The following is a 24,783-nucleotide window of genomic DNA, read 5'->3' as shown; positions in this document are numbered from 1 at the left end:
TAAGCGAGATCGTGTGAAATATCTACTTAGTAGCAAGCGAATCACAGTTTGGCTGCTATTACTATTCATTCTCGGCATTAAAGGATTATCCCCCGCAAATGCCCTGGAACTAGCTCTGGAACCCCCGGGAGATCGTGAATTTGTTCGTGACCTCGCAGGCATGCTTGATGAAAAGACTACAAAACAGATTAAAGAGATCTGCGATAAACTGCTCACAGACAAAGCAACGCCGATCATTGTAGTCACGATCGATTCAATGGCAAAATATGGCGGGGCCGATATGCGAATCGAAACCTTCGCCACCATTCTGTTTAATCAATGGCAAATCGGCCATGCCAAACTGGGAGATCAAGATTGGAACACGGGAATTTTATTATTAGTTTCCAAAAATGACCGTAAAGCAAGAATTGAACTCGGTGCAGGTTGGGGACGTCGCGAAGATGCATTGTGCCGTCAAATCATGGATGATTACATGGTTCCTCAATTTAAACAGGGTAAGTTCTCGGAAGGGATCTTACTCGGAGTTGAAGCATTGGACAAAATGGCGCGGAAGCTCGAATTGCCAACCAAACCACGTTCTGCCTGGTCGTATGTCATCGTCGCTGTTGTCATCGGACTGGGAATCTTCACAGTGATCTCATTGATCCGTCGCGGTTCCAGTGGCTGGGCCTGGTTATTTTGGGGTGTCGTTTTTGCTGTGATTGGTACGATTCTCTACCAGATGTTAAGCAATCGTGGAGGTGGCGGAGGCTTCAGTGGTGGTTCGTTTGGCGGTGGATTTTCAGGCGGCGGCGGGGCGACCGGTTCCTGGTAACCAATGTCTCACTCATAAAATAATGAAAGTATCGATTCATGCAGAGCGCCTTTGATTTCTTAAATGAAAAGCAACAGAAACAGGTCGAACAAGCTGTAGTAGACGCAGAAAAACGTACTTCCTGCGAAATCGTGCCTGTCGTGGCGACCTCTTCAGGCCGTTATGATCGCCCGGAAGATATCGTAGGTCTTTGGCTCACCATTATCACAGCACTTTGTCTCTGGTACTTTTTTCCAAGAAACGCGGGACAAGGTGGTGACTGGAGTGGCTTACCGCTTGGTGTCGAATTGATCTTTGCTACGTTATTGTTAATCATCGCTTTTATCATCGGCGCAGTTGCCGGCAGTAGGCTTGGCTGGCTCAGGCGATTATTTACCCCTCGTCAACAAATGCAAGATGAAGTCGCAGCCCGCGCACGTGAAATTTTCTTCGACAAACGAGTCCACCATACTGAAGGCGGAACGGGCATCTTGATATACATCTCCCTGTTCGAGCACATGGCAGTCGCATTAGCCGATCAGGCAATCATCGATCAATTAGGACAATCATTCATAGATCAGATCTGCCTGCAATTAACCGAAGGCTTACATACCGGGGATGCTACTACTGCAATTTGTGATGTGATTAAAGAAATTGGTGAGCGGGCTTCCGCATCTTTACCAAGAGCAGAAGATGACCAAAATGAATTACATGATGTTTTAGTCTTAATTAATTAAGTCATTATTTTGGCAATTCTTTATGTAATCTCCATTCGATTTGGTTTGAATTAACGAGTATCAATTGCGACTTCGCTTGCATTAAGCTTTCGAAAGGAAGAATTCTACTCCCTTCTCTCAAAAGATCATTTTTGCTCATTGACAAAAAAATGGCATCATGGGCTTACATCTATCGATTTTGCAAACGCTATAATATAATAACACGAAGAGATAGCTGAAAAAGTGCGAAGAGGTACTCCAAAAGTTTTGTAAATATCGTTGTGAAATCTTGAAAGGAATACTCATGACCAGCCGAGACCGATTAGACGAATTGATTAGCGCACTCGAACAACAGCGTGATGAACTGGCATTAAAAATCCACTTGGGAAAAAAAGAAGTTCAAGATGAATGGGATCAGGTAACAACCAAGTTAGATGAATTAACAAAAGACTATGAACCAGTTAAAAGTGCAATGAAAGAATCTGCCAATAACGTTGTTGAAGCACTAAGCCTCGTCGCGAGTGAGATCGAGCAAGGATTTCAGCGCATTCGGAAATCACTTTAAACAGAATAGTAATACTCTATTACGATTTCATCTAGTATCGCCCTTGCTTGATCATCAGGTTTTCTCTGCAATCCGATGGAAATCTCTGTTACTCAAACTTTGATTATCAGTATATTGGTCTTCTCTATTGGATCACTATTGCATAATCAATTTCGCTGGTTAAGAAAATTCAATATCCCTGCTACAGTCGTTGGTGGGATATTGTGTAGCCTGATCGTCGTCATAATTTATGTTACAACAGGTCGGGAAATCACCTTTGACCTCTCATTACGAGACCTCCTTCTATTGATTTTCTTCAGCACAATTGGCTTATCTGCCAAACTTCGTACTCTGGCTGACGGAGGGCTGGCATTGGGACTAATGCTTTTAATCTCTGTTGTCTTTTTATTCCTGCAAAATATTGCTGGAATCAGCGTTGCCTATTTGTTTGGTGCTAATCCTGGCTATGGATTAATGGCAGGAAGTATTTCATTTGCGGGTGGATTTGGTACCGCGATCAGTTGGGGAGAAGTAGCACGAGAAGCCGGTCTCAATGGAGCGACTGAAGCAGGTATTGCCTGTGCTACATTTGGCCTAATCGCAGGTGGTTTAATAGGTTGCCCCATCGCTGAATATTTGATTCAAAAAAACAACCTCACTGGGTCGGACGAAGAGCTGGACACTACAACGGATGTCGACTCAAAAAGCAGTACGATTCCGGTCACATTAGAAGGAATGTTGGGCACGATTCTCGCACTCGCAATTTGTGTTTCAACAGGAGACATCGTCAATCTTTGGCTACAAACAAAAGGGTTAGGGCTTCCCGGTTTTCTGACTGCACTGTTTGTCGGCATCGTGTTGACCAATCTTCTCGATCTATTTCAGAAAGATCTAAATAATAATGCAATCAGATTGTGCAGTGACATCTCGCTTGAACTTTTTCTGAGTATGAGCTTGATGAGTATGCAACTCTGGACACTTTCCTCAAGCGTAGGTCCACTCTTATCGGTAGTATTCATTCAGATTATTTTGATGTCATTAGTTGCATACTATATCGTGTTTCGAGTCATGGGAAAAAATTACGATGCCGCTGTGATGTCGGGAGGATTCGTTGGCTTAGGACTAGGAGCAACACCTGTCGCCATGGCAAACATGAATGCAATTGTAATAAAATATGGGGCATCGCCGAAAGCATTCCTTGTAATTCCTCTTTTAGGCGCTTTCTTTATTGATATTGCTAACGCAATGATCCTACGGCTTTTTTTATCTCTACCACTCTTTTGAACAATACAAAAAAGCATCACATGCTTGCCTGCTTAGAGAGTGATTATTTCTTCAGTTCTAGTTTTTTCAACCAGATTGAATTCAGACGTAGCCCCTTTATCCCAAAAGCTTTGGTAGCTCGAACCTCCAATGCCTGCCGTCCCCGTTTCAGTTCCAGAATTCCTGCCTTTGTTTTGAAAAATACATTCTGACTCGTACTCATGGGAAGCTGACAAAGGATTTTTTCCTGGCCCACTGAGATTTGTAGTTGCCCTGTTTCTGGTTGTGCTGATCGATACCCATAGCTCATTTCCACTGCATACCGGCCCGCTTTTAATACATCGAGTTGCCAAACGGCAGTCCCCTGATTCGACTGCCAATTGTCAATGGTATCCCAGTCATAACCATCAAAGGAATATTCGAGGCTACCCCCTTTCAAGATGGCCCAACTAGGTTGCAGTTCGACTGCAGGCTCCTGATCATCACCTACTGGAATGGGCATTGGTTGATAAACCTGTCCGGCTGTCACATCATCAAACCAACGCAGAAACTCAGTACGCAATTGTTTCGCTTCTTCCGGATATTGTTTTGCAAGATCTTGCGTCTCACCCGGGTCGACACTCAGATCATAAAGTTGCCCCATGGGCTCTATTTTTTTCTTTTTCCCCTGAGAATTATGTAGCACCAATTTGAAGCGCTCACCGTGAATCGACCAGCGGTGATAGGGATTCGGAGTATACCGATCCCAGGTATGATAGAGATATTTATGCGGCGACTTTCCCTCTCCCTGTTCCATTAGTGAAAGAATTGACTTTCCATCCAACTTGAGTTTCGCGGGGACTTTAATTCCCGCCAGCTCACAAAACGTAGGGAAGAGGTCCGTTTGTGCCACCATCGCATCCGTGGTCTTTCCTGCTGGAAAATGCCCCGGCCATCGCACAACAAACGGCACACGAATACCGCCTTCATAGGCACTCGCTTTACTTCCTTTAAGACCTGCCTTGTATCCTCGGCTGACCCCACCATTATCACTGGTAAATATAACTACCGTTTCCTGATCAATCCCGAGATCGTGAACCGACTGCAGCAACCGTTTCAGATTCTCATCGATCCGCTCAACCATTGCGTATATCCGCGCTTCCCGCAAAGGTAGTCCCTTGTCAAGATATTTTTTAATCAGTTGATCCCCTTTCGGCTGACCGTAGTGCGACGTATCCAACAAAAAGGGAGAATGCGGTGCGTTATAAGCCAGAAAACAAAAGAATGGCTGTGATTGAGAACTTTTAATGAAATCAATGGCTGCATCGGTAAACAAGTCAGTAACATAACCACGCGTTTCTACAGGCTGACCATTCACAACCACCTGATCCGGGTTTGTATAGCGTTCAATATGACCATGATAATGACCAAAAAAATGATCAAAGCCACGACGATGTGGTTGATACTGCGCATAGCGTCCCAAATGCCATTTCCCGAACAATCCCGTTTTATAGCCAGTTGATTTCAAGACTTGGGCAATCGTTGTCTCTTGACTCCCGAGTGTATCACCGCCAAAACGAGTGTTATACAAACCGGTACGAAGATAATGGCGGCCCGTCATTAATCCAGCACGCGTGGGAGCACAGACCATATTCGCATAAAAACGGGTAAACGTCACCCCCTCAGCCGCCATTCGATCTATGGTTGGGGTCTCAATGTGTGGATTACCGGAAATTCCCGTATCCCAATACCCCTGATCGTCGGTCATCACCAAAATGATATTCGGCTGCCCGGATCGTTCTTTCGCTTGAATGGACTGCCAGCCACCACGAATCAAAAAGCAGGAAAGAAATACAACGACAACTAAAATATTTCTTCGCGCGTTCATGAATTTTCTCAACCTTAACTCATTAAGGAGTAACCAAAGTCAGAGTGATCTCAGGCTTGCTTCAAACAGTTTTCGAGATAAGCGCGTGATCGATTGATTTCTGCTGTGACTTCGTCGGCAGTTGGCAAAATCGGAATGCCCCGTGGTACGGGGTGCATAAAGATTTCCGTTCGTCCCGGATAATTGATTTTTTTCAATGCGGCTAAGATCGGAACGAAATTCAGATCGCCTCTACCCGGTAATTGCATTAGTTCCTGTTCTTTGGGAAGTTTCTTCATGCAGCCCATACCGTGTTGCCAGGCTTGAAAATGCACCAGCCGCTCATCCAGGTCTAAAATCAGCTGAGCTATCTTTTCTGGATCCTGTTCCAAATGATAGGGCGCCAAGGCGATGCCAAAATTTTCGGAAGGCAGTGCATCCAGCAACCAGCGCTGAGTATCCGGATCATTAATTAAACCACCTCCATGATTCTCCAGACCGATTATGATGCCTTTCTCTTCCGCTGCACCTACATGCGGTTTTAGTTTCTCGGCAAAGACTTTGATTGCAGACATGAGTTCGCCTCCCTTCAAACCTTTCGGTCCTCCACTGTTGCAGATGACCATATCACCACCCAATTTTTTGACCAGATCCATCTCTCCCTGCATATTGAAGAGACCATACTTGAAGCAGGTAAAACTACCGAGTTTGACCTTATATTTGTCAAAGAGCTGTTTGGTTTTCTCAATGCCTAATTCATCAATTTGTTCGCGTTGATTCCCATGTCGCTTCGCCCAGATTTCCAGATATTGAGCCCCCGTTTTGGGCGTCTCCTGCAATATGGTTTCCAGCGGCAATGTCCCATACATACAAGAAGCTACGATGTAATTCAGTTGGAATGGTTTTTGATTACCATCTGCGCCCGCGGCTAACACGTTTCCCACAAAACCTGCTGAAAGTGCGCTACCCAGAAGTTGTTTATTGAAATCACGACGATTAAGCGAACCGGACATGAGCTTGTTTTCCTATTACTACATAATTGAGATCCGTTTAAGAAACGACTCTGTCACCATCCATTAAGAAAGGCACTACCAGATGTTTGGGTTCTTGAGTCTCAGGATCAATAATCGGTGCGGGAGAGTATTGCGTCACGTAAGCCCGGCGCATCTTATCTGTTGTATTCGCGCCGCTCCGATGAAAGGTAAGCGAACTGAAGACAGCGAGACTACCCGCCGGTACTACAGCAGTCACTCCTGGCTCTTTACCAAAGTAACCGGTTTTATCTCCGGTTTCCGGATCTTGAATGTGCTCGACCAAAGAACGAACACCGATGGTGGAATAAGGTAATACATCGACGGTTCCATTTTCGACAGTCATATCGTCAACGGCCGCCCAACATGTCACATAAGGGCGATGACGAAAGCCCAGATAACCGGAGTCCTGATGCCAGGAAAACTTAATCCCCTTCTCAGCCGCTTTGACTACATATTGATCGTAAAATAGATAAGCAGTGTCACCAATCGTGGCTTTACAGATTTCGGCCATCAAATCGCCAAATACATACTCATCCAATCGAGGCGCCTGATCATATTTCTTGGCAATATGATAGCGTTTGCCACGATGACTGATATGAATGTGATCGGTCCCTAGACGATCCATTTCCTGATGCATTAAATCGATCAAGTGGTCACACGCATCCCGGATGATCTGCAGGTGCTCTTCAGAAATCACCTTTTCCAGAATGAAATAACCTTCCTCGACAAATTGTTTCTTATGATCTTCGGTGATGATTCCCGTTGAGACAGTCATAATTTTTCCTCACAACTATAAACACAATCAATGTAACAATCACTTCAATTGAGCGACAAATCTTAGGTGTCTTTGATTTCATACCCGGCCCGCTGTTCGCGTTTGAGCCAGGTATTCGCTTCGGCATCGCCTACAAACTGTTCCTGTTGTGGATCCCAAGTTAGTTTTCTGCCTAAGCGTTGTGAGATATTTCCAATATGACAAACAGTTACAGAACGATGTTGATTTTCCACACTGGAGATCGGTGTTTCACGAGATTGAATACAGTCAAAGAAATTCCCCATATGATTGACAATGGCATCCAGTTTGCCCATACGAGGAGGTCGTGAAAGGTTGTCGTGACCATAAATCTTGAATGCTTCACGCGACAACGGTTTTTTCGCCAAGTCCTCGACAGGTTTACCGGCAATAGTCCCCCGGTTCACAAAGATTCGTCCGCGGTCTCCTTCAAACATCACACCTGTACGGCCAGAGTCGTTCACTTCCAAAATCACCCCGTTGGCATAGCGGGCCTTTAAATGATAATCGATGGCGACATTATAACCATTCTTGACATTCGGGAATGTCGCCGTTCCCTCGATATCAACGGGGCCGGAGTCCTGCATACCAGCCCCCCATTGTGCGATATCGATGTGATGTGCGCCCCAGTCTGTCATCTGACCGCCAGAATATTCATACCACCAACGGAACGTATAGTGACAGCGTTCTTTAATGTAAGGGACATCAGGCGTCTGTCCCTGCCAAAGATCCCAGTTCAGAACCGAGGGAACAGGATCTGGTTTAAACGAACCACTGGTTTTATTCTTACTGAGCGTCACAGTCACTTTCTTGAGATTACCAATGCGGCCATCGTGGACCATTTCGACAGCTTGTCGAAAACGATGATCGCTTCGCTGCCAGGTTCCCACCTGCACAACCGCTTTGGTATCCTTAACCACTCTGTTAAGGATTTTGCCTTCATCTACTGTCAAAGTTAACGGCTTTTCACAGTAAACATCCTTGCCGGCCTGGCAAGCGTCGATCAACATCTTGGTATGCCAATGGTCGGGAGCACCAATGGTTACCACATCAATGTCTGCCTTTTCCAGCATTTCCCGATAATCTTCGAATAGCGTTGCCTTTCCCCCAAACTGCTTGCGGGCTTTCTCAGCAATCTCCCGATCCACATCAGCGATGGCAACAATATCACCGTATTCTTGAGCTTTATCAGCGATGACGGCCCCTTGATACCGCATCCCAACCGAACCAATTTTTAAGCGTTCGTTCGGACTCCGTGGTTTGTCGGCCGCGCGTGCTGTATTCACAAAAACTCCTGGAGCAATACAAGCCATTGGAAGTCCGGACGCAACCGTTTTGACAAACGTGCGGCGAGATAGTTTCTGTGAAGTCATCGAGCTCTCCTACTTTTTGAAATTGAAAGGTAACTTTCTAATATTGATTTCGTGCTTCATCGAGCAGCTTCATCCAGGGACCAATGTATTGGCCATGGTCATGATAGGTGCGGCCACTTACCAGATTGCCGTCGATCACGCAGGCCTCATTCACAAAGGTACCGCCGCATACTTCCAGATCAAACTGGCATTTCGGTACCGTCGCCATACGACGCCCCTTAACACAACCTGCACGTGCTGGTATTTCTACGCCGTGACAGACAGAAGCAATGGGTTTATTTTTTTCGAAGAAATGTTGTGTAATCCGAATCAAATCTTCATCATCGCGTATATATTCCGGAGCGCGGCCCCCACTGAAAAAGATACTGAGATATTCCTCAGGATTGATATCCTTGAAAGCGATATCTGCTTGAATCGTGTACCCTTCCCACTCTTTGGTGATGGTCCAACCTGGCTTTACTTCGTGGAGAACCATCTGATAAAGACGCTTTTCCGGTGCAGCCACAACAGGCTCATAGCCCCCCTCGATCAATCGATAATAGGGGTAAAGTGTGTCGACAGTTTCAGTTGCATCCCCAACGATGATTAACACTTTGTTCATTAAAACGTTCTTTCTGCGTAAAATTCAAATCATTGAATTGGATCCATTTTACAATTGAATCCAGACGGGTCATTACGGAAACTCATAAACATTCTCAGGTTTTGCGTATATTATAGAATGTTCTTCAAATAATGCCTCTTTTTTTCCTGGCATTGTGTGAGAACACTTCAGATTAACGCATTTTCGCGCGATAGGCTCCCGGTGTTTCGCCTGTCTTCTCTTTGAATAAGGTACTGAAGTATTGAGAGTGGCGAAATCCGATTCTCTCGGTAATTTGGGAGAGTGAAAAATCGGTCGATACCAATAATTCCTTGGCACGTTCAAGCTGCGTTCTAATAATCTCCGCCTTGGGAGAACGACCGATGGCTGCCTTCATCTGTCGCTCTAAAGCGGTTCGTGACATCGGTACTGCTTTGAGAATATCATTCACTTGAATTCCCTTGCAGGCATTTTCTCGAATGAATCGTAGTGCCGATGCCAGTTCAGGATCATCAACGGCGACAACATCGGAGGATTGTCTGGTCACAATTCCCAAAGGAGTCACCAGAAAAGGCTCTTGAGGGACTTGGGCACCTTTCATCAGGCGACTGAGTAATGCAGCTGCCTCAAATCCGATGCGAGTCGAATTAAAAGCGACACTCGATAGTTGCGGACGGGCCATCATGCAGAGTATGTCATCATTTTCTACACCGACCACAGCCACTTCGTCGGGTACAGAAATCCCCGCTCGATCACAGGCATCTAACAACCAGAATCCAAGTTGGTCAGTGCATGCCATAATCCCGACTGGCTTGGGTAACCCTTTGACCCATTTCACCATTTGTTCTTGATGTTTTTCCCATTCGCGGGGAACTTCAGAATCTTCGGCTGCTGAGAAGACGCTTACTTTGTAACCAGCATTCTCTACTGTTTGAATATAATTATCACGACGCTCTTCAAAATAAACTTCAATCCCAATTTCATAAACGCCAAAGTGACGAATGCCACGCTCCAGAAAATGTTCGGCTACCATTCGTCCCATAGCCCGATTATCAATTCCCAGAAAGGGAAACGCATGTTTTAGCTTGGTAGAACGCAATTCTACTGTTGGTATTCCCGACTGTGTAATTGCATCGGCCATCTCCTGACTGGAAGTGCGACTGATGATACCATCACCGTTCCAGCGAGAAATCCAATCGGGAATTTGAGAATCCAACGAACGCGGCATCATAAAAACCGACCATTCCTCGTTTTCGGCAATGAACTGACGAATTCCATTCAGTACTCCACGACCATGAGAGCGAGACGTTTCAATAAACAATGCGACATGAGGAATCGAAGATTTAGCCATAAGTCGTGATTCAACCGATTCGTAATTAGCGAAAGGTAAGACAAGTGGAGGGACCGTTTCATAAGTTTCAGCGTATTCTTTTACAGCAAGTTTGATTTCTCTTCAATCATGATCGAAACAGATTGCATGAGTTCTTACAATACAATCCGACGTTGTCATCAAGCTATCAATCTACAACAACTGATTATGAAAGACTTTCGTGGACTACACTATCAAACAGGCCCGATCTGAAGATTTTCTTGAAATTGCAGCTCTGGACCGAAGCGCCTGGCCTCAAGAACCGGATACATTTATTCCCGATGGTGAACACGCCTGGCGACTGTGGTGTGAGTATGCCACCGTCTTGATTGCTGAACTTGCCAATGAAAATCATCGACACACAATTGCCGGCGTACTTTTAATGTTCCCGACTAAGACGGGAGAAATATTCTTGCATAAAATCATGGTCCATCCGGACTTTCGTGGGCAAGGCATTGGATCAGCGCTCATGAAACAGGCACTTCAGGCTGCGAAATCGGTTGTATTACTGACAGTAAACCCCGACAATGCTCCTGCAGTACGACTCTATGAAAGTTTTGGGTTTCGAACAAGAACTCGGATTGAAGGTTACTATCGACCACATGAGCATCGTCTGTTGATGGAATATCTGCCCGCACAATAATTCACATATTGGACTTTTTATGAAACAATCTCAGCGGGTTTTAATACTAGGCGCTGGCATTAACGGAGTTGCCGTCGCACGTGAATTGCTCCTGAACGGTGTTTCGGTCTGTATGATCGATCAAGGTGATTTAGCTCAGGGAGCCACTTCCAAGTCCTCAAGATTAATTCATGGTGGCTTGCGTTATCTCGAATATGGAGATTTCTCACTCGTGAGAGAATCAGTTCACGAACGGGGAATTCTTCTGGAACTTGCACCTCATCTTGTCAAACCACTTCGATTTGCGATTCCACTGGCACATCGGGCGACTGGTGTCATGTCTTCGGGACTCCGTTTTTTGAGTGGTTTCAGAGTCCCCGGTGCGCATTGGCTTTCATCCCGATATCACTTTTCTTCCGAGCGCGGGCTTTACTTGGTGAATATGGGTCTGACACTTTATGACTGGTTCGCCTCACGAGGAAACCTTCCTCGACACTCCATCCACGATAGTGGAGAAGAAGGACTTCCCCAAATCAATTCTAATCAATTTCGTTGGATGGCTTGTTACTCCGATGCACAAATGCGTTTTCCGGAACGGTTTGTGGTCTCTCTACTGCATGATTGTCAAATGATCGCAAAGGAAAAGAATCTGCAATTTGATCTCCATACATACCATAAAGTGTCACTAAAAGATCGAAAAGTTGCGCTCTGTCCTTTACAAGACCCAAACTCCATTCTCGAGGAATTCGAACCAACGGTCATCATCAATGCCTCCGGCGCCTGTGGAGATTTAACACTACAGCAAGTCGATATCACATCCCCCCGATTAATGGGAGGCACCAAAGGTAGTCACATTGTCACGTTCAATCCAAAACTAATCGAGGCTCTTGGCGAAAAGGCAGTCTACTCAGAAGCCAGCGATGGAAGACTCGTTTTTATACTACCTTTCGGCGACAGCACTTTGATCGGCACAACCGATGTACGGGAAGAGGGGAATCCGCTCGAAGCTGTCGCCAGTCCCGAAGAACTGGAATATCTGGTAGGCATGGTCAACCTTGTGTTTCCAAAGGTTGGGTTAACGACAAACGACATCAATTTCCATTACAGTGGCGTGCGTCCTTTACCTTACCAGCCAAAAGGGAAAGCGGCTTCCATCTCTCGCGATCACTCGATCAAAGAATATGAAGGCCCTGCAGGTTGGATTGTGACTCTGGTTGGGGGAAAATTAACATCCTGGCGCGCCTTTGCGGAGAAAGTAACAGACCGCATTTTGAAAAAACTCGGCATGAGCTATTTCTCTGATTCGAAGACGCGCATCATCCCTGGCTCGAAGGATTACCCCAAAACCGAATCGATTAGGCAAGCAGAACAAAGCCGTCTGTGTGAAAAATTCCAATTATCACTGGAAAGCATTCAATATTTATGGGGGCTGCATGGTACCTATCTGGAAGACATTCTAGATTCGATTCCTGACTTCTCAACCGAACTGATCACGGGGACTCACCTTCCCCGAAAGTATGTGCTCTGGACAATCAAGCATGAATGGGTTGAAACTATCGGTGACCTTGTTGAGCGCCGTCTGATGCTGGTCTTTGAACAGACATTACAACGAGAAACGCTGCAGGAACTTGCTCAATGTCTGGTTGAATCTGGAAAATTATCTTCAGAAGAGATTTCAGGTCAGATTGAGTCTTATAAAGCGCATCTACAACACTTTTATGGAAAAGCCGTTAGTTGACTGACAGTTCATCAATAACCAGCCTTATCACATTTTGCTTTGAAAATGAGTTCGTTCATGCAAGATTCATTGTTTTTCTACTACCACGAAATGCACGAAAGTCACGAACTGAATATGGCATCGCTAATCCAACACAGCAGGGAATTCGCAACTGCATCCATGAAATTTGCTGCTAACTGTGATTCAGGCCAATTCTCTGTGATTCATTAATCTAAAAGAAATATTTGATCGCGAGATCACATCTCGAATCACCTCTGCATTTTCGTGTGTTTCGTGGTAGTAAAAACATCGAACAAATATTTCACTGCTTTCTTCAAGCCATGTGGAGGCGGTTTGGTATCGTCTATCTTGAGAAAAGAAGTGGTAACCAGAGTACTGGTCGCAGCAAGTGTATCGCTAGTCGCGCCCAAAGCGATGGATTTTTTCAGACCAAGACACTGCTACTGCTGAAAAAGTGCTAGTCTCGTTTCAATTCACGGACAATGCGAAATGAGCCGTGAAGCGGGGCTTCAGGAATTCCATTCTCACGAGCATCGGACGTCAATTGATCAGATGTCTGTCCAAATCCACCTCCACGGCGGACCCTGCCACTCCCTTGCTCAGGGCCTGTGGGATCTTCCCGAGTAGACTCAGTAAAATAGTCCTCACGATAAAAATCCTGACACCATTCCCATTCATTGCCATAGATGTCATACAGTCCAAATGGGTTAGGTAACTTCTGTTTTACGGGATGAATTCGATTTTCAGAATTATTGCGGAACCAGGCGTAATTCTCCAGTTCTCCTGGATCAGTGCCAAAGAACCAGTCTGATTGAGTTCCCGCACGACACGCATATTCCCACTCCGCCTCAGTTGGCAAGCGATAACGATCACCCGTTTTGTCAGAAAGCCACTTACAAAAAGCGACAGCATCATTCCAACTGATACTTAGAACGGGCATCTGATCTTTGATCTCTAATTCACCTACATATTTCCAGGAGTAGTCGCTGGATTGGCGCCAACCCCCACCTTCCATTCCGTATCCACCACTGCTGCTGCGTTCTGCATCCGTTTGGTACTTTGTCTCGTCCACAAAAACACGATATAGTCCAGTCGTAATCTCGGTCGTACTCATATAATATGGCTTGGTAAGTTTGACGAGATACGCATCTTCAACACCAGCTGTCAGTGAATGGGAAGGATTTCGCATGGTAAATTTGCCAGGCGGAATCAATGTCAGCTCCAGTTGCTGTTCCTTACCCTGATCACCAAGAGATACATACTCTATGACTGGCAGCTTGAGTTTCTTTGCATACTCCTGCTGATATTGTTTCGCCTCAGCTGGTGCGAACGGACTTGCCGTTGGAGTACCAGTGTTACTAAGACCTGACTCAGATGATAACGAATTCTGATTGGAACGATTCCAAAAAAAGATACCAATCAGAATCACAGCAGCGCTGGCAATGCTTCCCCAGAAAAGCACCTTTTCTTTTGCTTTATTTTGATTCTGATTTTCCTGCGAAGTTGCTGTTCCCAAAACTGTGAGATCTGAAACGGCCGACTGGATTTCTGTTGGAGTACTGGCCCAGTTTTCATCAGATACTGTATTTGACTTACCATCAACAACAGGTAAAGTGAAAGTCTGGTCCTGCAAATATTCAGAACTGAACTCTTTGAGATCAGCGATCAACTCCGTCACAGTGTTGTAGCGATCGTTGGGCTCTTTCGCTAACATCTTTGCAAAAATGGTATCAAATTCTGCTGGAATCTGCAGACTAAGTCCGGAAAGACAGGGAATAGGCTGTTCCTTGTGCGCCAGAATACGTTCGACTGTTGTTTCTCCTTCATAAACCGGCTTTGCTGTTAATAGAAAATACAGTGTGCAGCCCAGGCTGTAAATATCGGAGCGATGATCAGCCAACTTGGTATTTCTAGCTTGTTCGGGAGCCATATAATCGATGGTGCCCATGAAAAACTGACTTGTTGTTAATTCTGTTTGTGAACCATTGGCGAGCAGATCTTCAGAAGATTGCTGAAGACGGGCCAAACCCATATCGAGAATTTTGAGATCACCTTGATCATCAACAAGTATATTTGCCGGTTTGATATCACGATGTATCACACCCTGACCGTGTGCATATTCCAAACCTCGTGCGACTTGCATAATGCAATTTAGCGTATCAGAAAAATCCAGGGGGCCTGAACCACGTACCAGTTCGGTCAGACTCTCACCATCAATATATTCACAAATCAGGTAATGCACCCCATTTTCCTCGCCTGCATCATAAGCAGTTACGATATGAGGGTGTGAAAGCCGGGCTGCAGTCTGCACTTCTCTTTCAAATCGCTTCAGTCGATCAGGTACTTGATCCAGATCAGTACGAATTACTTTTAGCGCGACGACTCGTTTCATGCGTTGGTGAATGGCTTTGTAAACCGTTCCCATACCTCCCGAACCAATCGGTTCAAGAATGAGGTAATCACCTATTAACAGGGGGTGGTCTTCGCCAGAAGAGAGCACATGCGCTTGATATTTTGTCAGCTTACCTCGTTGAATCAGTAACTCTGACAAATCTAAAATCGTTTTAGGCTTTTTGCTTTTATCAAATTTTTGTATTAAATCATTCAAATCATGCTTTGAGATAATTCCTGACTCCGTTAACCCAGAAATATACTCTTCAAGCGAGAATTCTCGAGATTTAATTTGACGGCTGTTATGTTTACTGTATGCTGAAACCGTTTTACTATCTGCACGTGCGTTACGGATCACCGTCAATACCCATTCCTGATTCAGAGCTGGAAATTGCGTAAGGTACTCGCTTGAATCTGGTTGCTCTCCTTGTTCGAAGCGATGCTCAACCTCTAATGGGATGAGTTCCTTCAAAATCACATCTCGATATTCCACAGCGACATCATCAAGATAAGCACTGATTGAAGGTAGATTCTCCTGCTTCAACTCGGACTCAAACTGATCACACAATTGATTAATTTTTAGCATCAAGTCTGAAGGAAGCTGCTCGAAATCTGTTTCATTTCGTGAGTTCACAAATTGCAATCCTCTTGCCACAGACGTGTAATTAACTGAAGTTTTCTTTCAACTGTGCGACGAGCACAGCCAAGATTCTGCGCAAGTTCAGTAGTAGTTTCCCCTTCCATTTTGCCTAATGCAACCTGTCTTAATGTCGAATCACCGGTTTTATCCAATAAAATCAAGAGCCGTTCTAATTCTTCTGCTAATTGGGCTGCAAATTCGGGTGAAGGTTGTTTTTGAATGATTTCTTCAAAATCCAAAGGAATTGATGTCCACTTCATCTTTTCTGAAGCACCACCACTCTTACCAGTTCCCCCTCGCTTTTGTCGGTTCTCATTTCTAATTAAGTCGACAGATTTGTGAGATGTAATTGCAACAAGAAAAGGCCATAAATTGTCTCGATCAGTGACCTGAGGAAATCGGCCCTTCTGCGCACCCAGACAAAAACTTTTAAACGCGCTTAATGCAACATCTTCTTCATCTGCCATCGCCTTGGGAGCCCCCTGCAGTTTACGTCTAGCAACTTCAACCATTTCCAAAAAATAAGATTCCCATAATTTCTGCGCAGCCTGAGCGTCACCTGTTTTTAACTGGTCAATCCATTGCGTAACTGTCTCTTCAATCAAAGACATTTGAGGCATCTTTCTTGAAATTCTCCTCCACCTAAGTATCTCTCCTATTATAGCTTAAATCCTGATCATTCTACAGCTTATGTAGTTTTAGCAGGAAAGTATAATTTTTTCGTTTTTTTTGTCGTAATTTAACAGAACTTGACGAATCCACTGAGAGTATTCCCGCTAATCAATGCCCCCTAACCTGAACTCAATACAAAATATACACAAATGTAAAGAAAGAGAAAAATATGTCCCCCCTCATGTCCAAGAAATCCTATTTCCTACTATGTCTATTTCTTTTGTCGGGAGGAGCAGGAGAATTTCCTGATGAAGGAAAAGCACAAGAGAAAAATGAGTCAATAAGTGACCTTAGCTCACTAAGTGACGAATTTGCTGACCCTGCAACCCTGGAACAGTGGTCCCGCATCTATCAAACAGAAAAGACAGATGCTGATCAACTGGAACAGTTTGATATCAGTAAAACCCGCCAGGGATGGATGGTGATGATGCCTTATACGAGCACTTGGTACATGGACTATCGCGGCGTACTGGCTTACAAACTAGTCAAAGGTAATTTTGTCGTCACTTCCAATATTCGAGTTGCCAGACGTAATGGAGACGGAGCACCACAAAGCAATTATTCACTGGCAGGTCTTATGATCAGAACCCCTCGCCAAGTCACACCTCAGACATGGAAACCCGGTGGTGAAAACTACATTTTTCTTTCACTTGGTTCTGCTAATAAACCGGGGACATTTCAATTTGAAGTCAAAACAACGCTAAACAGCCGCTCTAACCTTTCTGTGACTGATGCCAACACCCCAACCGCTCTGATTCAGATTGCACGAATTGGTAATGAATTTATTCTCTTGAAGAAGGCCCCTAACAGCAATTGGAATATTCATCAGCGGTATCGACGCACAGACATGCCAAAAGAACTGCAGGTTGGCTTAACCGTTTATACCGATTATCGAACTGCGTCTCGTATGCAACCTGCGCAACAAAATACAAGAGTGATTAAGCAAGGCCGTCCTGACTTAGTTGCAGGTTTTGACTATGTCAGATTCAAAAGACCGGAGATTCCCCCTCATCTGACTGGTAAGTCCTTTTCAAATCGTAATGAAGTTCCCGATTCAGAATTACTTCAATTTCTGGGGAATAACGCATATTAGTTAATAAAGTTATGTATCAGATACTCGCAATAATTTAAAAGACTCCTCTGTTTGCAATTGGCTTTACTTCGCGCTTATAATTATATGAAAGTTGAAGCTATTGTGTTTTTAAATAATTGATCATGTTCTCTAAGCTAATAAGCTAAGTAATCACAGGAGTCAGTGAGAATGCGTTTCACAACTCAGTTTCTATACGTACTCGTAGGACTTTCGCTCTGTCTATTCTCATCAAATAGCTTAGCTGACTCGAAACCCACTGAGGGAGTTCTGGTGGAAGCAGAAAGTTTTCAGCAACAGGGAGGCTGGAAACTGGATACGCAGTTTATCCATATCATGGGCTCGCCCTACTTACTGGCACACGGTTTGGGACAGCCTGTTGAAGATGCGAAGACGACAGTCAAATTTCCTTCCACAGGAAAGTATCGTCTCTTTGTTCGCACCAAAGACTGGGTCGCTCCCTGGAAAGCACCTGGTACTCCAGGTCGGTTCCAATTACTGGTCGACGGAAAACCAATAAATGAAACATTTGGAACCAAAAGTCCCACCTGGTTTTGGCATGATGGAGGAACCGTCGAAATCACCAAGCCAGAAATTGAGCTTACATTACACGACTTAACCGGGTTTGCAGGCCGTTGTGACGCGATTCTGTTCACAAAAGATCTTTCCTATAATCCACCAAATGACATGGCTCCGATGGACCAGTGGCGCAAAGAAATGTTGGGACTTCCTGATCAACCTGAAAAAACAAAACCGTATGATCTAGTTGTCGTAGGTGGTGGATATGCAGGTATGGGGGCAGCCATCTCTGCCGCACGCATGGGCTGCAAAGTCGCATTGATTCAAAACCGACCTGTACTGGGGGGGAACGGAAGTTCTGAAGTGCGTGTCTGGGCACAGGGACTGGTCCGCCGCGGCAAATATCCTCACATTGGCGAAATCATTGCAGAATTTGCGGACTCGGCGACTGCTTCTCCGGGAACCTATGAAGAGTTCGGAGATCAGATCAAAGAACAAATCGTAAAGGCAGAACCAAATATTGACTTGTTCTTAAATACACACGCCTATGCTGTCAAAAAAGAGGGCGATAAAATTCGAAGTGTGACGGCATTTAATACCAAGACCGCTAAGCGTACCGAATTTCTCGGCACTCTGTTTGCTGATTGTACAGGTCACGCTGAAATCGGCTTTCTTGCTGGTGCAGATTATTACACTCATGAAAAAGGACACATGGGTATGAGCAACATGTGGACTTGGAAAGAGACCAAAGAATCTCAATCCTTCCCCCATGTTGAATGGGCATTAAACCTTGATATGGAAGACTTTCCTTATCCGCAGCGCTTTCATGGCCAATGGTTCTGGGAAAGTGGCTTCGACAAAGATCCGATTAAAGATCTCGAATCAATGCGTGACTGGAATTTCAGAGCCGTCTATGGTGCCTGGAATGCGATGAAAAATAAAGGAGGCAAAGACAAGCATGCCAACGCTGTCTTAACCTGGATGGCATATATTGGAGGGCCGCGTGAATCCCGCATGTTACGCGGTGACGTCATACTTCGCAGAAAAGATATTGCGAACAAAGTTGCATTTCCTGATGGCTGCGTTCCCAGCACCTGGTCTATCGATTTACATTACCCCAAAAAACAATACATGCAAAAATATCCGGAGGATCCTTTTATCTCCAAAGCAGTGTTCGACAGAAGTGTTGACCGCAAGCGCGGCTATCCCATCCCTTACCGCTGCTTTTATTCTCGAAATGTTCCCAATCTATTTATGGCCGGACGTTGTATTAGCGTGACTCACGAAGCACTCGGAACCGTAAGAGTTATGAAGACAGGTGGCATGATGGGTGAAGTCGTAGGAAAGGCGGCTGCGGTCTGTATTGATCAACAATGCAATCCCCGAGCAGTGTATACGGATCATTATCAAGAACTTGAAAAACTATTAGCAAGAAAAGGGATCGAACGGCGCGACACAATTGAAGGAAGTTTTTATATCCGTAAAGATTCCAAGCAACTTCCTCCCGTGATCGACGCTTATATTGATCCGGCAACGCTACCGGGATTGGTCATTGACGATGAACATAATAATGTTCAATTCGTTGGCAAATGGACCAAAGGCGAAGGGCTCAAAGGTTACATTGGCAATCATTACGTTTATCATGGTAAAGGAAAAAAAGCAGAAATCCATTTCAAGTTTCAGGTGGATCAATCTGGTAAGTATGAGATCCGTCTCGCTTATGGGCATCATAAAAATCGTGCCACGAACACACCGGTAACTATTCGCTCATCACAGGGAACGAAAACCGTGAAAATCAACCAACGAGTCAAGCCTCCCTTAGCTCACGGTTTTATATCACTGGGAACATTTAATTTTGAAAAAGACCAGCCGATCGCAGTGATTATGTCAAATAGTGGCGTGGACGGTAATGTGCATGCTGATGCAATTCAAATCCTCCCCAGCGAATAATCAAAAATACGCCCCTAGATCAGATTGCAGGTTTTTCTCTCGCAATTTTGTATGATGAAGATCAACGAAATCAAGACGAGCTTTGATTGATTTATTGAGAGCAGGATGACAGAGTTACCGCTAGCTGCCGAGCCTCCTCATTCTGCCCGTCCGGTGAGCCATCTGAAATCAATTGCTTTAAAAACTTATCGCATGTCGGTCTTAGTTCTCATCGTGTTCCTGATTCGGGACTATTATGTTCGCACTCGTGTGCAGGGAAAGTCCCCCATCGAGCTACAAGAAGTGCAGTCATTTCTCCCGCAGGCCCATTCTTTAAAAATAGACCATTCTGACCGTATGGGACTGTTCATTCTGGACCAGAACCAAAAACAGATCGGTTATGCCATTAGGACATCCCCGATCTCAGATGAGATCATTGGCTACTGTGGTCCTTCGGACACTCTTCTCGTTTTTGACAAGACAACTGAAAAAGTGATTGGTCTATCAATTCGCAGTAGTGGTGATACAACATCGCATGTGAAAGATGTGCGTAACAATCAATACTTTATGAATCTATGGAAACAATACTCATGGGATGAATTAGCGAAACTGGATCTACAGCACGGAGAAATCGAAGGCGTTTCAGGAGCCACCATGACTAGTATGGGAATTGCCCATACCATCGCTTTTCGCGTTCAATATTCCAACCAGAAATCGCAAATCGTTCAACCTTTCCAATTTCAGATGAAAGATGCAATTCTGGTTCTTTTTTGTGCAGGAGCATATCTCATCACTTTTACCCGCCTCAAACATTACCACTGGCTTCGAAATCTATTTAAAGCTACAGCGTTCGTCTATCTTGGGTTTTTGAGTGGTGATCTATTGGCAGAATCACTCTTTGCCGGCTGGGCGAAATATTCGATACCCTGGCGTCAATCTTTCGGTCTCGTCGTCCTGGCGGTGCTTGCAATCTTCATACCTTGGGCAACCCGTCGAAATCTCTACTGTCAAAGCATTTGTCCGCATGGAACTGCGCAAGAGTTTCTAGGAAGAATTGTGCCTGCAAAGCGTAAGTGGAAAGTCAGACCGGATGTCAAAAAAGCACTACGCTGGATCCCAGTTTTATTACTGGTTGTGGTATTAACGGTGATTTTTATAGATCTCCCGATTGATTTGGCTGAATTGGAAGCATTTGATGCTTATCTGCTAGCGTCTGCTGGGATTGCTTCGATTTTAATTGCCATCATCGGACTTCTGGCATCTTTGTTTGTCCCTCAAGCATACTGCCACTATGGTTGTCCGACTGGAACAATTTTTGAATTTGTAAGATCACACGGAAGAGCAGATCGCTTTGGCAAAAGTGATTATATCGCCATGCTATTCCTAGGAATGGCATTCGTTTTCAATCAGTATGCAGAATTGATCAAGCAAACTCTGTTTCAATGAATCAAACAATAGCCTGCCCAAGTTGATTACAGCATCGTCAGTGTCATTTAGTTCAAACAATAAATTTGAACGAGTCTGCTTTAATGGGGTTTGATCTAGTAATAATTGCTTGATGAATCTTCCTGGATCTGATGTCGTAACAAGGCCCGACTGACAACGTTGACCAGCTTTTGTGGTTTATAGGGTTTCTTGAGGAAGTGAACAAATTCAGATTTTTCAATTTGACTGGCAACATCGGTTTCACTCAGACCACTGGTCAAAATCACTGGAACAGTAATTCCTTTATTCTTCAGCAAATTGAGTGTCTCAACTCCGCTCAGCCCCGGCATAGTCATATCCAGTAATACAACATTGATCAAATTACGATTCTGCTCAAAGATCTCGAGGCCTTCGCTCCCAGAATTTGCAACTAATACCGAAAATCCGAATCGCTTTAAAATATTGTTGACCACATTCGACACTGCTTTATCATCATCAATAACCAAAACAGAACTCGCATGAGGAGCTACAAGAGAATCAACACTACTATCAGATTTTAAGTCCTCAACGGTGTGATCAGCTGCAGGTAAAATCACACGAAAACAAGATCCCGAATTGAGCGCTGACTCAACATAAAGTCCTCCATGATGCCCACGGATGATTCCAGAAACTCCTGCCAAACCCAGTCCTCTTCCCGTGAATTTTGTGGTAAAAAAGGGATCAAACATTTTTGACTGACAATCTTCATCCATTCCAATTCCGTTATCTTCAATTTCGAAGTAGACAAACTTTCCTGGATGAATATTTTCACAAAAGTAGTAGCTTGCACATTGTGCTGGAGTTAAATCCAATATGCCTGTTCGAATGCAGATCTTTCCTGCCCTACTTTGATTCTGGATTGCTTCAGAAGCATTCGTCAACAAATTCAGAACGACTTGTTCAATTTGCCCCGTGTCTCCATGAATCAACAATTCCTCTTCAGAAAGAATCAACTCAATGAGAGCATTCGGAGATACAATCGTTTTTAAAATCTCAACTGTTTCCTGAATAATAAGATTGAGATTAAAGGTGCTTGAAGCAAAAGTACGCCTACCTGAATATGCTAAAAGTCGCTCACAAATTTTTGCCGCATGCTTGGCCGCAATTTCAATATTTTGAACATTCTGAATAACGGGAGAGTCCTCGTTTAAATCCAGCAGCGCCAAATTAGTATTACCTAAAATTGCCAGCAATAAATTATTGAAATCATGAGCAACACCACCTGCCAAAACCCCCAGGCTTTCCAGTTTCTGAGCATGCAACATTTGCGCATGCAATTGATCTTTTTCTTCTTCGATCTGAATTCGATCGGTTATATCCCGAATCACCTGAATATAACCAGTGATTTGATTATCGGATCGTCTTAAAGGAGTCACAATGGTCTCCCCCTGAAAACAAGATCCATCAGCACGTTGATACTCTACGATGAAAGGTTTCAATACACGGGAGTTCGGATAGGAAACTCTTAAATACTCATCATCATATTGCTCACCAGAGGCAATGATTTCCCGAATCGGTTTTCCCAAGAGGTCAGCCTCTTTACATCGAAAATAGATTTGAATTGATTCGTTACACATTACGACATTATGACTTCGGTCTGTCACAATCATTGCATCCGTGACAGAATGGAAAATCGTCTGGAGTAATATTCGTTGACGATTTACTTGTTCTACTGTGTTCTTTCTCACGGTTACATCTATTGCCAAACCAATGCAGCCGATAATTTCATCATTCGAATTTCTTAGGGGTTCAATATGAATATCCAAAATCGTGTTTTGTAAGCGCTGCTCAAACCGGACCGATTCCCCCTTTAACGTCCTGTCATGCATAGCTATCATATTTTTAGAAGCATCGTGGGACTCATGAAAACCATAAATCGCCTGTCCCACAGTTTCATTAGGCTGAATCCCAAATTGGTTGAGTCCAGCTCCTACGATTGAGGTGTATTGGTTATTGCAATCCGTTGTCCATAGAATGGCGGGAATTTGATCCATAATAATTCTTAATCGCGCTTCATTTTCCAAACGGATTTGCTGAGAGCGTTTTAGATCATCAATATCGATATGTGTACCAATAATTTGCAATGGATTCTTATCGGGGCTATAGGAGGAAATCTTCCCTCTCGTAAAAATCCACTTCCAATCGCCATTCTTTTTCTTCATACGAATTTCTGCTTCGTATGTAGTAGACGTTCCCTGAATATAATCCTCAAGTAATTTTAGAGTGGGCGGTAAATCATCGGTATGAACTAATTTTTCCCATGCTTCAAATGTAGCTGGAAATTCCCCTGGTTCATAACCCAGCATTGAGTACCAATGATCATCGAACTTAACTTGACCAGTAAGAATGTCATAATCCCAAAACCCCATAACCGATCCACGAGCAGCCATTGTAATGCGAAGTTCACTGTCCTTAAGTTTCTTTTCAGCACGTTCCCGGCTTACCTCAGTTGCAGCCCGAAATGTATAGTTTTTTATGGCTGGAATCTCTGTCAGATTCTCATAAATCGGCCGATCCCCCAGTAGAATCAGATGGCCATGAATCTCCCCATTTTTATTGATCATGGGAATGCTAAAATAAGATTCAATCTGGTGTTCAACTAAGAAATAATCTTCAGGATATTGTACGGCTACACCACTATGGACAATATATGGCTCACTTCCGACAGCACTCTCACAAGGGGTCCCAGCCACTTCATACTCGAAATCAGGAACCAATGACTCATTAAGATAGGCTCCAATTGTCCGACACTTTTCTACTTGATCACTTGATTCCGTATGTTGAACTAAAAAAACACCCTTTAGTCTGAGGGCATCGGCTAATACCTTTACTAAACGTTTATAAAATTCATCTCCAGTAACGCCACTCGTCGCGTGAGAAAGTAACCGCAGTAAGCGTTCATTCTGCCTTTGTGCGGTAATATCATCGATCAGCCAAAGTTCTTTTTCCGTGTTATTCGGAAGTGTAACTTCACATAAATGCTGCATTCCATCATTCAGGTGAAAACAAATTTCTGCCTGTTCAGAATGCTGCAACACCTTTGATGCAGTTGGCACTTTCGTCCTCAATTTAAATAACTGCTTAAGGTTTTCCTCAAAGATTGCCAGATGCTTCTCAGAACCACCTAAAAGATCGTCTGCTCTCTGATTGACAAACAACATTCCTTCAGAACATAAAACCACACCTGAAGGAATACTTTCGATTAATAATTTAATAGATGAAAGCTCTGCGGTCTGAGAATAGGATTCTGTTAGCGGTTTCTTTATCTTTGACGTAGAATCAATACGAAATTGCTTTATTTTCCCTCGAGTTGAACTTAAGTTGGACTCCATTCAAAGTTCCTTATCGTTCTACTGATGTTCAAATAACTAGACAATAAAAGCCAACTTACGAGCTTAGTTTGACAT

18 protein-coding genes are annotated in these 24,783 nt (G+C 44.2%); 9 read left to right on the top strand and 9 right to left on the bottom strand.

What is annotated here, in order from left to right; genetic code table 11:
• Positions 1-13 precede the first annotated feature (13 nt).
• The 4 genes from V144x_RS12130 (at position 14) to gltS (ending at position 3,337) form a co-directional block, all read left to right on the top strand.
• Positions 14-814 (top strand): TPM domain-containing protein, encoded by an 801-nt coding sequence (locus V144x_RS12130; protein WP_144985419.1) that lies wholly within the window; start codon positions 14-16, stop codon positions 812-814.
• A gap of 38 nt (positions 815-852) precedes the next feature.
• A complete protein-coding gene (locus V144x_RS12125) occupies positions 853-1,530 on the top strand; it encodes a TPM domain-containing protein (RefSeq protein ID WP_144985418.1) in 678 nt (225 codons plus the stop codon).
• Positions 1,531-1,813: 283 nt separating this feature from the next.
• Complete coding sequence (locus tag V144x_RS12120) at positions 1,814-2,074, top strand: hypothetical protein (RefSeq protein ID WP_144985417.1); 261 nt, start codon at positions 1,814-1,816, stop codon at positions 2,072-2,074.
• A 75-nt stretch (positions 2,075-2,149) separates the two neighbouring features.
• Positions 2,150-3,337, top strand: a complete 1,188-nt coding sequence (gltS, locus tag V144x_RS12115; RefSeq protein ID WP_144985416.1) for a sodium/glutamate symporter — start codon at positions 2,150-2,152, stop codon at positions 3,335-3,337.
• Between the two features lie 43 nt (positions 3,338-3,380).
• Here gltS and V144x_RS12110 read toward each other — a convergent pair whose 3' ends face one another.
• The 6 genes from V144x_RS12110 to V144x_RS12085 all read right to left on the bottom strand — a co-directional run bounded on the left by V144x_RS12110 (position 3,381) and on the right by V144x_RS12085 (position 10,293).
• On the bottom strand, positions 3,381-5,183 hold the full coding sequence (locus V144x_RS12110; RefSeq protein ID WP_144985415.1) for an arylsulfatase: 1,803 nt from the start codon (positions 5,181-5,183) through the stop codon (positions 3,381-3,383).
• A gap of 50 nt (positions 5,184-5,233) precedes the next feature.
• On the bottom strand, positions 5,234-6,175 hold the full coding sequence (locus tag V144x_RS12105; RefSeq protein ID WP_144985414.1) for a sugar phosphate isomerase/epimerase family protein: 942 nt from the start codon (positions 6,173-6,175) through the stop codon (positions 5,234-5,236).
• 37 nt (positions 6,176-6,212) lie between these two features.
• Positions 6,213-6,971, bottom strand: coding sequence for a phytanoyl-CoA dioxygenase family protein (locus V144x_RS12100; protein ID WP_144985413.1), 759 nt, complete (start codon positions 6,969-6,971; stop codon positions 6,213-6,215).
• 62 nt (positions 6,972-7,033) lie between these two features.
• Complete coding sequence (locus tag V144x_RS12095) at positions 7,034-8,362, bottom strand: Gfo/Idh/MocA family protein (protein ID WP_144985412.1); 1,329 nt, start codon at positions 8,360-8,362, stop codon at positions 7,034-7,036.
• Positions 8,363-8,399: 37 nt separating this feature from the next.
• Entirely contained in the window at positions 8,400-8,963 is a 564-nt protein-coding gene (locus V144x_RS12090; RefSeq protein ID WP_144985411.1) for a DJ-1/PfpI family protein, read from the bottom strand.
• A gap of 172 nt (positions 8,964-9,135) precedes the next feature.
• Positions 9,136-10,293: a XylR family transcriptional regulator gene (locus V144x_RS12085; RefSeq protein WP_144985410.1), complete on the bottom strand. Its 1,158-nt coding sequence runs from the start codon at positions 10,291-10,293 to the stop codon at positions 9,136-9,138.
• 199 nt (positions 10,294-10,492) lie between these two features.
• Here V144x_RS12085 and V144x_RS12080 point away from each other — a divergent pair, with 199 nt between their 5' ends.
• Together V144x_RS12080 and V144x_RS12075 are read left to right on the top strand one after the other, a co-directional pair.
• Positions 10,493-10,954, top strand: a complete 462-nt coding sequence (locus tag V144x_RS12080) for a GNAT family N-acetyltransferase (protein ID WP_144985409.1) — start codon at positions 10,493-10,495, stop codon at positions 10,952-10,954.
• A 19-nt stretch (positions 10,955-10,973) separates the two neighbouring features.
• Positions 10,974-12,671 carry a glycerol-3-phosphate dehydrogenase/oxidase gene (locus tag V144x_RS12075; RefSeq protein WP_144985408.1) on the top strand — a complete coding sequence of 566 codons (1,698 nt, stop codon included), beginning with the start codon at positions 10,974-10,976 and terminating at the stop codon, positions 12,669-12,671.
• A 457-nt stretch (positions 12,672-13,128) separates the two neighbouring features.
• On the opposite strand, the gene V144x_RS12070 is transcribed toward V144x_RS12075, so the two are convergent.
• The gene (locus V144x_RS12070; protein WP_144985407.1) at positions 13,129-15,696 is read right to left on the bottom strand and encodes a bifunctional serine/threonine-protein kinase/formylglycine-generating enzyme family protein; all 2,568 of its coding nucleotides are present in this window, start codon (positions 15,694-15,696) and stop codon (positions 13,129-13,131) included.
• Positions 15,693-16,322 (bottom strand): ECF-type sigma factor, encoded by a 630-nt coding sequence (locus V144x_RS12065; protein ID WP_197998881.1) that lies wholly within the window; start codon positions 16,320-16,322, stop codon positions 15,693-15,695. The genes V144x_RS12070 and V144x_RS12065 overlap by 4 nt, the downstream gene beginning before the upstream one ends.
• A 221-nt stretch (positions 16,323-16,543) precedes the next feature.
• Between V144x_RS12065 and V144x_RS12060 the strand changes: the two genes are divergently transcribed.
• The 3 genes from V144x_RS12060 (at position 16,544) to V144x_RS12050 (ending at position 21,358) form a co-directional block, all read left to right on the top strand.
• Positions 16,544-17,467, top strand: coding sequence for a hypothetical protein (locus tag V144x_RS12060; RefSeq protein WP_144985406.1), 924 nt, complete (start codon positions 16,544-16,546; stop codon positions 17,465-17,467).
• A gap of 168 nt (positions 17,468-17,635) precedes the next feature.
• Positions 17,636-19,933, top strand: a complete 2,298-nt coding sequence (locus V144x_RS12055; protein ID WP_144985405.1) for an FAD-dependent oxidoreductase — start codon at positions 17,636-17,638, stop codon at positions 19,931-19,933.
• A 105-nt stretch (positions 19,934-20,038) separates the two neighbouring features.
• Positions 20,039-21,358, top strand: a complete 1,320-nt coding sequence (locus tag V144x_RS12050; RefSeq protein ID WP_144985404.1) for an FMN-binding protein — start codon at positions 20,039-20,041, stop codon at positions 21,356-21,358.
• 95 nt (positions 21,359-21,453) lie between these two features.
• On the opposite strand, the gene V144x_RS12045 is transcribed toward V144x_RS12050, so the two are convergent.
• The gene (locus V144x_RS12045; RefSeq protein ID WP_144985403.1) at positions 21,454-24,708 is read right to left on the bottom strand and encodes a PAS domain S-box protein; all 3,255 of its coding nucleotides are present in this window, start codon (positions 24,706-24,708) and stop codon (positions 21,454-21,456) included.
• Positions 24,709-24,783: the final 75 nt, after the last annotated feature.

The sequence above is a fragment of the Gimesia aquarii genome, assembly GCF_007748195.1.
In the GTDB taxonomy this organism is placed as follows: Bacteria; Planctomycetota; Planctomycetia; order Planctomycetales; family Planctomycetaceae; genus Gimesia; species Gimesia aquarii.
This window is presented reverse-complemented; position numbering and strand designations above follow the sequence as displayed.